The sequence below is a fragment of the Hansschlegelia sp. KR7-227 genome (assembly GCF_049446035.1).
Taxonomy (GTDB): domain Bacteria; phylum Pseudomonadota; class Alphaproteobacteria; order Rhizobiales; family Methylopilaceae; genus Methylopila.
The window spans coordinates 1,913,756-1,925,552 of the sequence record NZ_JBMSEA010000001.1 but is presented as its reverse complement, the minus strand read 5'-3'; the positions used below and the strand labels follow the sequence as shown (position 1 = coordinate 1,925,552).

The 11,797-nt window shown below is 70.0% G+C and carries 10 protein-coding genes; 9 read left to right on the top strand and 1 reads right to left on the bottom strand.

The annotated features are described in order from the left end of the window. Position 1 precedes the first annotated feature (1 nt). The 9 genes from ACO2RJ_RS09010 to ACO2RJ_RS08970 all read left to right on the top strand — a co-directional run bounded on the left by ACO2RJ_RS09010 (position 2) and on the right by ACO2RJ_RS08970 (position 10,819). Complete coding sequence (locus ACO2RJ_RS09010) at positions 2 to 1,105, top strand: hypothetical protein (RefSeq protein WP_423267660.1); 1,104 nt, start codon at positions 2 to 4, stop codon at positions 1,103 to 1,105. Continuing rightward, positions 1,102 to 2,403 (top strand): DUF6716 putative glycosyltransferase, encoded by a 1,302-nt coding sequence (locus ACO2RJ_RS09005; RefSeq protein WP_423267659.1) that lies wholly within the window; start codon positions 1,102 to 1,104, stop codon positions 2,401 to 2,403. The genes ACO2RJ_RS09010 and ACO2RJ_RS09005 overlap by 4 nt, the downstream gene beginning before the upstream one ends. Positions 2,404 to 2,468: 65 nt before the next feature. Next, positions 2,469 to 3,344: an N-acetylneuraminate synthase family protein gene (locus ACO2RJ_RS09000; RefSeq protein ID WP_423267658.1), complete on the top strand. Its 876-nt coding sequence runs from the start codon at positions 2,469 to 2,471 to the stop codon at positions 3,342 to 3,344. Between the two features lie 18 nt (positions 3,345 to 3,362). Next, a complete protein-coding gene (locus tag ACO2RJ_RS08995) occupies positions 3,363 to 4,538 on the top strand; it encodes a cytidylyltransferase domain-containing protein (RefSeq protein ID WP_423267657.1) in 1,176 nt (391 codons plus the stop codon). 163 nt (positions 4,539 to 4,701) lie between these two features. Further along, positions 4,702 to 5,511, top strand: a complete 810-nt coding sequence (locus ACO2RJ_RS08990) for a transglutaminase-like domain-containing protein (protein WP_423267656.1) — start codon at positions 4,702 to 4,704, stop codon at positions 5,509 to 5,511. A gap of 184 nt (positions 5,512 to 5,695) precedes the next feature. Beyond that, positions 5,696 to 7,195 carry a phosphomannomutase/phosphoglucomutase gene (locus tag ACO2RJ_RS08985; protein ID WP_423267655.1) on the top strand — a complete coding sequence of 500 codons (1,500 nt, stop codon included), beginning with the start codon at positions 5,696 to 5,698 and terminating at the stop codon, positions 7,193 to 7,195. 4 nt (positions 7,196 to 7,199) lie between these two features. Then, positions 7,200 to 8,621 (top strand): mannose-1-phosphate guanylyltransferase/mannose-6-phosphate isomerase, encoded by a 1,422-nt coding sequence (locus ACO2RJ_RS08980; RefSeq protein WP_423267654.1) that lies wholly within the window; start codon positions 7,200 to 7,202, stop codon positions 8,619 to 8,621. Between the two features lie 99 nt (positions 8,622 to 8,720). After that, a complete protein-coding gene (locus ACO2RJ_RS08975) occupies positions 8,721 to 9,884 on the top strand; it encodes a Gfo/Idh/MocA family oxidoreductase (RefSeq protein WP_423267653.1) in 1,164 nt (387 codons plus the stop codon). Beyond that, positions 9,881 to 10,819: a DUF6492 family protein gene (locus tag ACO2RJ_RS08970; RefSeq protein ID WP_423267652.1), complete on the top strand. Its 939-nt coding sequence runs from the start codon at positions 9,881 to 9,883 to the stop codon at positions 10,817 to 10,819. Before ACO2RJ_RS08975 ends, ACO2RJ_RS08970 begins: the two co-directional genes overlap by 4 nt. A 12-nt stretch (positions 10,820 to 10,831) precedes the next feature. On the opposite strand, the gene ACO2RJ_RS08965 is transcribed toward ACO2RJ_RS08970, so the two are convergent. Then, the gene (locus ACO2RJ_RS08965) at positions 10,832 to 11,794 is read right to left on the bottom strand and encodes a glycosyltransferase family 2 protein (protein WP_423267651.1); all 963 of its coding nucleotides are present in this window, start codon (positions 11,792 to 11,794) and stop codon (positions 10,832 to 10,834) included. Positions 11,795 to 11,797: the final 3 nt, after the last annotated feature.

Genomic DNA, 11,797 nt, shown 5'->3' with positions numbered 1-11,797 from the left:
CATGACCGGCCTCGCCGACCTCGTCGTCGTCTCCTCGCCCCTGCAATATGTCAACGCCGCCGAATGGCGCCGACGCCGCGCGGGCGGCGTTGCGGACCTCGTTCTTCTGGGCGACAGGGCGGGCGGGGCGGCGGCGATCGACGCGCTCATCGCGCGCGATCCGTCGCTGTGGCGCCGGATCGTCCGCCATCCCGGACGGCCGCAGGGGGCGGGGCCGCGCATGCTGCGGGACGCAGCCGATCTCCGCCATCGCCGCAGCCTGGAGGCGCTGGCGCGAGAGCTCGGCGAGCGCGACGCCGTCGCCTTCGGCGACTTCCGCAACGTCTCGCATCGCGCCTTAGTCGCAAGCGTCCGGCATCGCGAGCTCGTGCTGCTCGACGACGGCTCGGTGGCGCCGCAGGTGGCGGCCGCGCGCCGGGATCCGGCGACCGCGCCGGCCCCGGAGCGCTTCCAGCCGGGCTGGTTCCGCACGGCGCTCGCCCGCGCCGCGTTCGGCGAGCGGGCGCCTCCGGACCCTCCGTCGCTCACCTTCTTCACCGTCTATGGATCGCTGATCGGACCAACCATGCTCTCAGGCGACCGGCTGGAGCGTCACGCCTATGAAGGTTGGCGCAGCCGGTCGGCGGCGGCTCCGCGCGGCGGGGATGTCTGGCTCCTGGGTTCAAACCACGCGGAGGCCGGAATCTGCTCGCCCGACGCCTATCGCGCGCTGATCGTCGACGGCGTCGCCGCCCTGCGCCGGGCCGGTCACGCCGGGCCGGTCGTCTACCGCCCGCATCGCGGAGAGCGCGCGGATCGCGCGCAGACGCTCGCCCGCGAGGCGGGATTGACGCTCGGCGGCGGCGACGGCCTGCCGGTCGAGATCGCCTATCTCGACGCCGCCGTCCGGCCGGCGCGCGTCGTCGTGATCGCCTCGTCGGCCGCCGACACGCTGTCGGTGATCGATCCGGAGCTGCCGATCGCCCGTTTGGCGCTGCCCGACGGCTATCTCCGGCGCCAGCGCGAGCACATCCTGGCGGTCGTCGCAGGCCATGACGCTTTCAACCCGCGCCTGGTTGTCCTAAAGCCTGCCGCCGCGTCACCTTGGACGAATTCCATTTCATGAGCACCGCTTCCGCCGATACGCCCGAGCGCAAGGGCCGCTTTGCAGGCCGCCGCGTGCTCGCGCTCGGCACCTTCGACAGTTTCGTCAAGACCGCCGCCGTGATCGGGCGGATGTTCGAGTCCGAAGGCGCGAGCCTCAAAATCCTGGCGTTGTCGGCCTCCGAGGGCCAGCTCACGACGCGCCAGCTCGAGGCCAACGGGGTGTTCGAGAGCGTCGACGTCGTGGCGGCCGAGACGCTGGTGAAGTCCAGGCTGTTCCGCGATGCCCATGTCGTGATCGCCGTCGTCGACGGCGGACGCGCGCGAGAGCTCTTTCTTGCGCTTGCGACCGCCGATCTGTCCCGCGAGCCGGCCCGGCCGATCGTGGTGGTGGCCTCGCCCGGCGTCGTGCTCGCCGACCATCTCGCGGGCTTCATGAGCCGGGCTCCGGCCGACGTGCTGTGCTTCAACACCGAGGGCGACCGCGATCTCTATCGGGCGGCCGCCGCCGAACTCGGGCTCGATTCGACCAATGCGCTCGTCACCGGGCTGCTCGGGCTCGACAGGAGGCCGTGGTCGCCGCCGGTAAAAAAGGCGATCGTGTTCTTCGAGCAGCCGGTCATTCCGGCGATCCGCATCCAGCGCACCCACCTGCTCGCGAGCCTGATCGATCTCGCGACGCGGTTCCCCGACACCGACGTGCTGATCAAGCTGCGGCACGCGCGGGACGAACGGGCGCATCACTCGGCGCGGTTCCACCTCGAGGATCTCGCTCGCGAGCTGTTCGCCCGCTCCCGGCGGCCGGCGAACCTGCAATTCACCCATGAGCCCGCCCAGCAGCTGGTCGACCGCGCCTCGCTGGTCGCGACGGTGAGCTCCACCATCGCCGTCGAAGCCATGGCGCGGGGCGCGCCCACCCGAATCATCTCGGATTTCGGCGTCTCCGAGGCGCTCGGCACGACCTATTTCGTGGGCTCCGGCTGCTTCGCCACCCTCCGCGAGCTCACGCCCGAGATGGGCTCGGCGGTCGAGCCTGTGTGGCTTGTGGCCCGCTCCGGCGCCGCGGCGCGCCCGGAGCCGATGCTCGACCAGGTCGAGGCGCTGCTCGCGGGTCAGGACCGGCTCGAAGCCGCGCTGCCTTTGCGGCCGCTGACGCCGGCCTACGGCTCGTCCGACTGGATGGCCTTCGCGCTCGGCCGCGGCGGCCCCGCCGCGGTGCACGCCCCGCATCTCGTGGAGAAGCCGCGCCGGGGCCTCGGCATGGTCGCGGCGGTCGCGAGGCGCCTGCGCCAGGTCCGCCGTCCGGCGCCGCGCGGCTGATAGGCCCCCTTGGTACCAATCGGCCGCGAAGTCCTTTAGCCTGCGCTGCACCAACGGAGTTCTGCATGGTCAAGATCGTCGCCGAGATCGGCTGCAATCACATGGGCGAAATCGAGATCGCCAAGCGCATGATCTCGGTCGCGGCGAGCGAGTGCAAAGCCGACGTCGCCAAGTTCCAGAAGCGCAACAACCGGGAGCTGCTGTCGCCGAAGCAGTATGGCGATCCCCATCCGAACCCCGCCAACTCCTATGGCGACACCTATGGGGCGCATCGCGAGGCGCTGGAGTTTACGGCCGAGCAGCACGCCGAGCTCAAGGCCTTCTGCGAAAGCGTAGGCGTGGCCTATGCGACGTCGGTCTGGGACCTGACGTCCGCCCGCGAGATCGCGGCGCTCGACCCCGCGCTGATCAAGATTCCTTCCGCGACCAACCTCAATTTCGAGCTGCAGGGCTGGCTCTGTGATCATTACGGCGGCGAGATCCACGTCTCGACCGGCATGACGACGCGCGCCGAGATCGGCCGGATCGTCGCCTTCTACGGGGAGCGCGGCCGATCGGGGGATCTCGTGCTCTACGCCTGCACCTCCGGCTATCCCGTGGCCTTCGACGAGCTGTGCCTGCGGGAGGTCGAGCGTCTCAGGGCGGACTTCGACGGGCGCGTGAAGGCGATCGGCTTCTCCGGCCACCATCTCGGCATCGCGGCCGACGTCGCCGCGCTGACGCTCGGCGCCGCCTGGATCGAACGGCACTTCACGCTCGACCGCACCTGGAAGGGCACCGACCACGCCGCCTCGCTCGAGCCTGACGGGCTCAGGCGCCTGTGCCGCGATCTCCGGAACGTCGAAAAGGCGCTCACCTTCAAGTCCAAGGACGTCCTCGACGTCGAGGAGGAGCAGCGCAAGAAGCTCAAATGGCAGCCCGGCCTCCGCGCCGTCAGCTGAGCGAGCGGGGAGAGCTCCATGCGTTGCGTCGCGGTGATCCCGGCGCGCGGCGGCTCCAAGGGCCTGCCGCGCAAGAATCTGCGCCCGCTGGGAGGCCTGCCGCTCGTCGCGCGCACGATCGCCGCCGCCAAGGCGGCGCGGCGCGTCGACGCCGTCTACGTCTCGACCGACGACGCTGAGATCGCCGCGGCGGCGCGGGCCGCAGGCGCCGGGATCATTGAGCGCCCCGCGGAGATCTCCGGCGACGCCGCCTCTTCGGAGGCCGCGCTGCTGCACGCGCTCGACGTCCTCGAAGGGGGCGGCTCCGGCGCAGTCGGGACGCTCGTCTTCCTGCAATGCACGTCGCCCTTCACCGGCGCCGACGAGATCGACGCCTGCGTCGCCGCGCTTGGATCGGAGGGCGTGGTCTGCAGCTTCACCGCGGCTCCCGACCACGGCTTTCTCTGGACGACGGGCGCCGCGGGCGAAGCCGTCGGCGTCAACCACGACCACACGGCCCCCCGAAAGCGGCGGCAGGACCTGCCGCCCCAGTTCCGCGAGACCGGCGCCGTCTACGCCATGGACGCCGCGGCGTTCCGGGCCGCCGGCAGCCGCTTCTGCGGCAAGGCTGCGATCGTTCCGACAGGCGGGCCGCCGATCGAGATCGACGACGCGGCCGATCTCGCATTGGCCACGGCGATCCTTCGGTCGCGGACGGAGTCCGCGGACGACGTCCCTCGCGGCGTGAAAGCGCTGGTGATGGATTTCGACGGCGTCTTCACCGACGACCGCGTGCTGGTCGACGAGACGGGCCGCGAGGCGGTGTTCGCCAGCCGCTCCGACGGCATGGGACTGACCCGTCTCCAGAAGCTGACCGACATAAGGCTGCTCATCCTGTCGAAGGAGCCGAACCCGGTCGTCTCCGCCCGCGGGCGGAAGCTGAAGATTGAGGTGCGCCAGGGCATCGACGACAAGCTGCCGGAGCTCGACCGCTGGCTCGCAGAGCACCGTCTCGCGCGCGCGGACGCCGCTTATATCGGCAATGACGTCAACGATCTCGCCTGCATGGAGGCGGTGGGCTTCCCCGTCGCCCCGGCCGACGCCCGCCCGGAGGCGCTCGCGATCGCTCGCTACGTCACGGCCAAGCCCGGAGGGCAGGGCGCCCTGCGCGAACTCTGCGAAAAGCTGATCGAGGCTGCGGCTCGGGACCGCTGACGCCGTCCGCGTCGCGGCGCGGAAATTGCGTAGCCCTCGCAACGAACATCGGCGGCCTAGCGTTTCAACAGGCATTCCGCGCAGCGCCGCGACGGCGTGCAGAGGACAGCAGCATCATGCCCACGTCAGACCCCGCCTGCGTTCCGGCGGATCGGTTTCGCTCATGAAGATCCGCATCGGCTTCGAGATCGTCCACACCTTTCCGCAGCCCACGCCGCTTCTCGCGATGCTGAACGTGCATCCGGCGCGCGACCGCGACCTGCTGACGCCGGATCGCGTGGTCTCATGGCCGCAGGTGCCGATCTCCACTTACATCGACGACTTCGGCAACATCTGCAGCCGCATGACCGCGCCGGCCGGCGACTTCACGTTGTCGACCGACGCCGTGGTGATGGACAGCGGCGCGCCTGACGTAGTGTCGCCCGACGCGCCTCAGCACGCGATCGAAGATCTGCCGAACAACGTGCTCATCTATCTTCTCGGCAGCCGTTACTGCGAGACGGATCGGCTGGTCGGCGACGCCTGGAGTCTGTTCGGCGCCGCGCCGTTCGGCTGGGCCCGGGTGCAGGCGATCGTCGAGTTCGTCCACAATCATCTGACCTTCGGCTACCAGCACGCGCGGGCGACCAAATCCGCCTACGAGGCCTACCAGGAACGCCAGGGCGTCTGCCGCGACTTCGCCCATCTTGCGATCACGCTGTGCCGCTGCATGAACATTCCCGCCCGCTACGCCACCGGCTATCTCGGCGACATCGGCGTGCCGGTCGACCCGGCGCCGATGGATTTTTCGGCCTGGATGGAAGTCTATCTCGGCGGCCGCTGGCACACGTTCGACGCCCGGCACAACCGACCGCGCATCGGGCGCATCGTCATGGGCCGCGGCCGCGACGCCTCCGACGTCGCGCTCACCAACGTCTTCGGCCCGAACACGCTGAAGAGTTTCAAGGTCTGGACCGACGAGGTCAGGGATTAGCGGCCTCCGGCCGCAGCTTCAGCAATTGGTCGATAGTTCATTAACACCTCTCGGGGATGGTCTCTGCCGTCCCGGCGGCGAGGCGGCGTGCGTGCGCGTCTCCACGATCCCGCGCCATCGCGCTGATGCGCGTCGCGTGTCTGCGCGGTCGGGACGCGTGGACGTCGGGCGTGCGTGAGGTGGTATGTTTCCGAAACCCGAATACCCGCTGACCCCCAACAGCCTCGGCTATGAAACGACGCCGCTGGTCAGCGCCAACGGCTTCCGGGAATATGACGCGCGGTGGCTGTTCGGCCCCGAGCTCAACCTGATGGGCGTCCAGGCCGTCGGCATTGGACTGGGCACGCTGATACACGAACTCGGCGTTCGGCCGGAGATCGTGGTCGGCCATGATTTCCGGAGCTATTCCTCCTCGATCAAGATGGCGCTCGCGCTCGGCCTCATGGCTGCAGGAATCCGCGTCCGCGACATCGGCCTCGCGCTCTCGCCGATGGCCTATTTCGCCCAGTTCGAGCTCGACGCCCCCTGCGTCGCGATGGTCACCGCCTCGCACAACGAGAACGGCTGGACGGGCGTCAAGATGGGCGTCGAACGGCCGTTGACCTTCGGGCCGACGGAGATGAGCCGGCTTAAGGAGATCGTGCTGGGCGGAGCCTTCATTCTCAAGGATGGCGGCGCCTACGCCTACGAGACCGATTTCCCGGAGCGCTATCTGAAGAACCTGCTCGACCGGCCGAAGCTGAAGCGCCGCATCAAGGTGGTCGCCGCCTGCGGCAACGGCACAGCCGGGGCCTTCGCGCCGGAGGCGCTGGAGCGGCTCGGCTGCGAGGTGGTGCCGCTGGACGCGGAGCTCGACCACGCCTTCCCCAAGTACAATCCGAATCCCGAAGACCTGAAGATGCTGCACGCCATGCGTGACGCGACGCTCGAGCATGGCGCCGATGTCGGGTTCGGCTTCGACGGCGACGGCGATCGCTGCGGCGTGGTCGACAATGAGGGCGAGGAGATCTTCGCCGACAAGGTCGGGGTGATGCTGGCGCGCGACCTCTCGGCGGTTTATCCCGACGCCCGCTTCGTGGTCGACGTGAAGTCGACGGGACTCTACATGACCGATCCCGTCCTCATCGCGAACGGCGCGGTCACGGACTACTGGAAGACCGGTCATTCCTACATCAAGCGCCGCGTGAGCGAGCTGAACGCCCTGGTCGGGTTCGAAAAGTCCGGCCATTACTTCTTCAACCGTCCGATCGGGCTGGGCTACGACGACGGGCTGCTGTCGGCCTTCGCCGTCTGCGACATGCTCGACCGCAATCCGGACCTGTCGATGGCCGATCTCAGGCGGTCGCTGCCGAAGACCTGGGGCACGCCGACCATGTCGCCGCACTGCGCGGACGACGTGAAATACGGCGTCGTCGAACAGGTCACCGCAGCCTTCCAGGACAGGATGGCGCGGGGCGAGCCGGTCGCCGGCCAGCCGATCCGCGACCTCGTCACGGTGAACGGCGTGCGGGTGACGACGCAGGACGGCACCTGGGGCCTGGTGCGGGCCTCCTCGAACAAGCCGGAGCTCGTCGTGGTGGTCGAGAGCCCCGTGTCGGAGGCGCGCATGCGCGAAATGTTCCATGCGGTCGACGCGGCGCTGCGCGAGCACCCGCAGGTCGGCGCTTACAACCAGACGATCTGACGCCATGGCTCAAACCAAGATCATCCCGATCATTCTGTGCGGCGGCGCCGGCGAGCGGCTGTGGCCATCCTCGCGGGCAAGCTACCCCAAACAGTTCCTGCCGCTGTCGGGGGACCGGACCCTGCTTCAGGACACCGCGCTGCGCGTGTCGGATCCCGATCGATTCGAGGATCCGATCGTAATCGCGAGCGAGGCCCACCGCTTCATCGTGGCGGAGCTGCTCGAACAGATCGGGGTCAACGCCACGATCGTGCTCGAGCCCTGCCGGCGCGACAGCGCCGCGGCGATCGCGGCCGGCGCCCGCCTCGCCGAAATGCGCGATCCGGACGCCGCGGTGCTGGTGCTCGCCTCCGATCACGTCATCCGCGATCCTCAGGCGTTCCTCACCGCAGTCGACGCCGGCCTCGCCGCGGCCCTGCAGGGCCGGATCGTCACCTTCGGGATCGAGCCGACGGAGCCCACCTCGAAATACGGCTACATCCGGCCCGGAGCGGCGATCGAGGGCGCGCCCGGCGTCGAGATCGTCGACGCCTTCATCGAGAAGCCGGATCGGGCCACGGCCGAGCGGTTGGTCGCGGAAGGCTGCTGCTGGAACTCGGGCAACTTCCTCAGCCTGGCGCGGACGCTGCTGGGCGAGCTGAAAGCGCTCGCGCCGGCGATCGAGGGCCCCGCCGTCGCGGCGGCCGAGACCGCGACGCCCGACCTCGCCTTCCTGCGCCTGGACCCCGCGAGCTTCGCCAGGGCCGAAGCCCGGTCGATCGACTACGCCGTCATGGAGAAGACGCCGCGCGCGGCGGTCGCGCGCGCCGCCTTCGGCTGGTCCGACGTCGGCAGCTGGTCGGCGCTCTGGGACATCGCCGAGCACGATTCCGACGGCAACGCCCTGATCGGGCCCGCGGCCGCGGTCGGCAGCTCGAACTGCTACGTGCGCTCCGAGAAGCATCTGACGGCGGTCGTCGGCGTCCACGACGCCGTCGTCGTGACCACCCAGGACGCCGTGCTCGTGACCACCCGGGACAACGCCGACAGGGTGAAGGAGATGGTCGCCGCGCTGAAGGCGAAGGGCGAGCCCATGGCGACCGAGGCGTCGCTCTCCCATCGTCCGTGGGGCTCCTACCAGATCATCGACCAGGGCGGCCGCTTCCAGGTCAAGCGCATCACGGTCAAGCCGAAGCGCAAGCTGTCGCTGCAGAGCCACGTGCACCGGTCGGAGCACTGGATCGTGGTGCAGGGCACCGCCCGCGTGACCATCGACGCGGACGTGACGATCGTGGGCGAGAACCAGTCCGTCTACATCCCGCTCGGCGCGGTGCATCGGCTGGAGAATCCGGGCGTCATCCCGCTGCATCTGATCGAAGTTCAGTCCGGCCCCTATCTCGGCGAGGACGACATCGTTCGTTACGAGGACGACTACCGCCGCGAGTGAGCGGGCCATCCGGCCGCGCCGCGGTGCGTCTTAGCTCTTCTGAAACGGCGCTCCGGTAGGCCATTGTCAGGCGCCTTTCGCGCGGAACATGAGGTTCGGGTGACGAACGACGCGGGCTCCGCCGGACTAGCCATCGTGGGCTGCGGCTACGTCGCGGACTCCTATCGGCGGTGCCTCCGGCTCCACGACGGCGAACTGCGCCTCGTCGGCGTCTACGACCGCGACCCCAAGCGCCTCGCGGCCTTCGCCGCCTGCTGGGGCGACCGGACCTACGCCTCCCTCGACGCCGCCCTCGCGGATCCCGACGTCCGGATCGTCGTCAACCTGACGACGCCGGAGAGCCACGCCGACGTCACCGCCGCCGCGATCGCGGCCGGCAAGCATGTCTATTCCGAAAAGCCGCTCGGCATGACGGTCGGAGAGGCTGAAAACATGCGCGACCAGGCGCGCGCGGCGGGCGTCCGGCTCGCGGCCGCCCCGTGCAGCATGCTCGGCGAAAGCGCGCAGACGCTGTGGGCGGCGGTGCGGCGCGGCGCCGTGGGCCGCGTCGCGCTCGCCTATGCGGAGCTCGACGACGGCATGGTGCACCGCGCGAACTACCGCGACTGGAAGAGCCGCAGCGGCCGCGTCTGGCCGGCCCGCGGCGAGTTCGAGACCGGCTGCACCTTCGAGCACGCCGGCTACGCCATCACCCTGTTCGCCGCGATGTTCGGGCCGGTGCGCCGTGTGACGGCGTTCTCCGCGCTGCTGATCCCCGACAAGCGCACCGATCCCCCGCTGCCCCATCCCGCGCCGGACTTCTCGGTCGGCTGCCTTGAGTTCGACGGCGGCGTGGTCGCCCGCATCACCAACTCGGTCGTCGCCCCCTACGACCACCGCATGCGGGTGGTCGGCGAGGACGGCGTCCTCGAGCTCCGGGAGCCGTGGGACTACGCCTCTCCCGTGCGGCTTCGCCGCGCCTCGCAGAGCCGCCTTGCGCGCCTCATAGAGCGCAAGTTCGGGTCGCTCGGCGCAAGCCGCGTGACGCCGGCCAGGAAGACGCCGTTTCGTGGCGGGCGCGGCGAGCCGACGATGGACTTCATGCGCGGCGTGGCCGAGCTTGCGGAGTCGATCCGGACCGGCCGGCCCTGCCGCCTCGACGAAGATTTCGCGGTCCACGTCACCGAGGTGACCGAGATGCTCCAGCATCCGGATCGCTTCGACCGTCCCGCCGTGGTGCGATCGAGCTTCGCCCCGATCGCGCCGATGGACTGGGCGGCATGACCGAACCGTCTCCGCTCACCGCCCGGCTCAGCACCTGCTCGTTCCGAGGAGATTTCGAGGCCTGCCGGGCGTTGTGCGAGAGCGTCGACCGCTTCGTCCCCGAGACGATCGAGCACTGGCTGATCGTGCCGACGAAGGACCTCGACCTGTTCGGCGGACTGGCCGGCGGCCGGCGCCGTATCGTGGCGGAGGATGAATTTCTGCCGCGCGGCTTCGTCAAGGCGCCCATGCCGTCGCCCGCCGTGCGGAAGCTGCTGCGGCTCCCGCGCCGCAACATCTATCTGACCCCCTTCAGCCGGCCGGTGCGCGGCTGGATCGCGCAGCAGATGATGAAGATCGCGGCGACCGCCGCCGCCTCGACCGACATCGTCGTCCATGTCGACAGCGACAACGTCTTCATCCGCGAGCTGACGCCCGCCCATCTCGTCCGCGACGGAAGGGTCCGGCTGTACCGCAATCCGGAGAAGGTCGAGCTCGACAGCCATCGCGCCTGGCACGCCGCGGCGGCGAAGCTGCTGGGCCTGCCGCCCGGCGACTGGCACGGCGCGGAGTATATCGACGCGCTGGTCGTGTGGCGGCGCTCCGCGCTGGTCGCGATGACCGAGCGGATCGAGGCGGTGACGGGCAAGTCCTGGCAAGTGGCGCTGGCTCGCACGCCGCACTTCGCCGAATACGTGCTCTACGGCGTCCATGCCGACAAGATCATGGGGCTCGACGCGGCCGGCCTGTTCGCCGCTCCGCGCTCCCTCTGCCACTCGCGCTGGTCGGGCGATTTCTCGGGGCAGGCCGACGAGGACGCCTTCGTGGCGGGCGTCGAGCCCGACCATGTCTCCTGCCTCGTCCAGTCGACCATCGACCTGCCGCTGGAGCGCCGGCTCGCGCTCTATGCGCGCGTGCAGGCCTATGCGGCGCAGCAGGATTCCGAGCGCGGCTGAGCCGCGCCGGGCTCAGGCCGCCGGCGCCTTCGGCGCGTCGCCCTCGCGATAGACGGGATAGAACCCGCCCGACGACAGCTTGCCGAGCACGCCCGCCCAGCGGAAGCCGTAGTCGGCCCGGGCCGCGGGGCCGCGCAGCAGATGAAGGGGCGCGGCGAGCGCGAGCAGGCCGGCCTGCGCAGCGGCCTTCGCCCTCAGGGTCCATCGCGCCACGGCCGGACGCCGGCTGCGGGCCGCCATGATCGCGACGTAGATCTGGCCGCCAGCGTAGAGCCTGCGGCGCAGATAGCCTTCGTCGCAGCGGTCGGCTGGAACGTGCTCGATGACCTCCGCGCCCGGAAGCCAGCCGAAGCGCAAGCCCCGCGCCTGCAGGCGGCAGAACAGGTCGTAGTCCTCGCCGCCCGCGTGCCCATAGGCCGCGTCGAAGGCGACGCCGCCGTCGAGGGCTCGCGCCGTGCGGAAGATCGAGTTGTTGGTGCCGAGCGTGATTCCCGGCGATTTGCGCGGGCCCATGGCGAACAGCTCATGGCCGGCCGGGGCCGCCACCTCCCGCGAAAACAGGTTGCGGATCGCGGCCGTCGCGCGCTCAGGCGTCTCGAAGGCGGGCGTGACGCGGCCGAAGAACACGTCGTGATCGTGAGCGCCGAGCCCTTCGGCGACCGCCGACAGCCAGCCCGGCGCGATTTCCTCGTCGTCGTCGATGAAGGCGAAGGTCGGCGAGGTCACCGCCGCGAGGCCGGCGTTGCGGGCGACCGAGATGTTCGGCGGATGCGCCTCGACATAGGCGATCGGATAGGGGCTCTCCGGCCGCAGCGCCTCGACCACGGAGCGCGCCGAGCCGTCGTCGCTGTTGTCGGCGACGACGATGGCGACCGCCATCCCGCCCGGCGCCGCCTGCCGCAGGACGCTGAGCAGCGCGCGGCGCAGAGGCTCCGGCCGCCGATAGGTGCAGATGACGATCGTGAGGTCGACCATCGC

Bases quoted from the DNA above. Each gene is read 5' to 3' on its own strand.
- ACO2RJ_RS08970 (WP_423267652.1), top strand. From the start codon at position 9,881: ATGACCGAACCGTCTCCGCTCACCGCCCGGCTCAGCACCTGCTCGTTC.
- ACO2RJ_RS09010 (WP_423267660.1), top strand. From the start codon at position 2: ATGACCGGCCTCGCCGACCTCGTCGTCGTCTCCTCGCCCCTGCAATAT.
- ACO2RJ_RS08980 (WP_423267654.1), top strand. From the start codon at position 7,200: ATGGCTCAAACCAAGATCATCCCGATCATTCTGTGCGGCGGCGCCGGC.
- ACO2RJ_RS08965 (WP_423267651.1), bottom strand. From the start codon at position 11,794: ATGGTCGACCTCACGATCGTCATCTGCACCTATCGGCGGCCGGAGCCT.
- ACO2RJ_RS08985 (WP_423267655.1), top strand. From the start codon at position 5,696: ATGTTTCCGAAACCCGAATACCCGCTGACCCCCAACAGCCTCGGCTAT.
- ACO2RJ_RS09005 (WP_423267659.1), top strand. From the start codon at position 1,102: ATGAGCACCGCTTCCGCCGATACGCCCGAGCGCAAGGGCCGCTTTGCA.
- ACO2RJ_RS08990 (WP_423267656.1), top strand. From the start codon at position 4,702: ATGAAGATCCGCATCGGCTTCGAGATCGTCCACACCTTTCCGCAGCCC.
- ACO2RJ_RS09000 (WP_423267658.1), top strand. From the start codon at position 2,469: ATGGTCAAGATCGTCGCCGAGATCGGCTGCAATCACATGGGCGAAATC.
- ACO2RJ_RS08995 (WP_423267657.1), top strand. From the start codon at position 3,363: ATGCGTTGCGTCGCGGTGATCCCGGCGCGCGGCGGCTCCAAGGGCCTG.